General features: G+C 55.2%; 1 protein-coding gene. It reads right to left on the reverse strand.

The features are described 5' to 3' along the window. Nucleotides 1–558 (reverse strand): flagellar motor switch protein FliG (gene fliG / locus J5224_RS34510; RefSeq protein ID WP_264629328.1); only part of this gene is annotated, 558 nt, incomplete at both ends.

The raw sequence follows: 558 nt of genomic DNA on the forward strand, positions 1-558 counted from the left end.
AGTACGAACACCGCCCATTTTGCTGCGTTTCACGTTCTGACCATCCAGCAAGCCATTCAACACTTCGGTCAGTTCTGCCAACGCCGAAGGCTGAACGCCGCCGAAGGTGGCGATACGCAGCATGACATCGTTACGCAGTCGCTCATCGAACAGCGCCAGAATATCGGCAGCCTGCGCCCGTTTTAAATGCACCAGGATGGTTGCGATGATCTGCGGGTGCTCGTCGCGGATGACATCTGCGGCAGTTTGCGGCTCCATAAAGTTGAGGGTTTCGATGCCGCCGCTGGTTTCGCGGCTTTCAAGAATATCCTCCAACAGGCTGGATGCGCGCTCTTCGCCGAGTGCTTTCACCAGTACCGAGCGCAGATAATCACCGGCATTGACGCTCAGCGCGGCGTATTGATCTGCTTCAATTTCGAACTCTTTGAGTACTTCCGCCAATTGTTGCGGTGAGACTTGGCGCAAATTCGCCATTGCCGTACTTAAATGCTGCACTTCACGCGTGGAGAGGTGGGTAAATACCTCTGCCGCGCGATCTTCGCCCACGGTCATCAACAA

The sequence above is a fragment of the Candidatus Symbiopectobacterium sp. NZEC135 genome, from assembly GCF_025962695.1.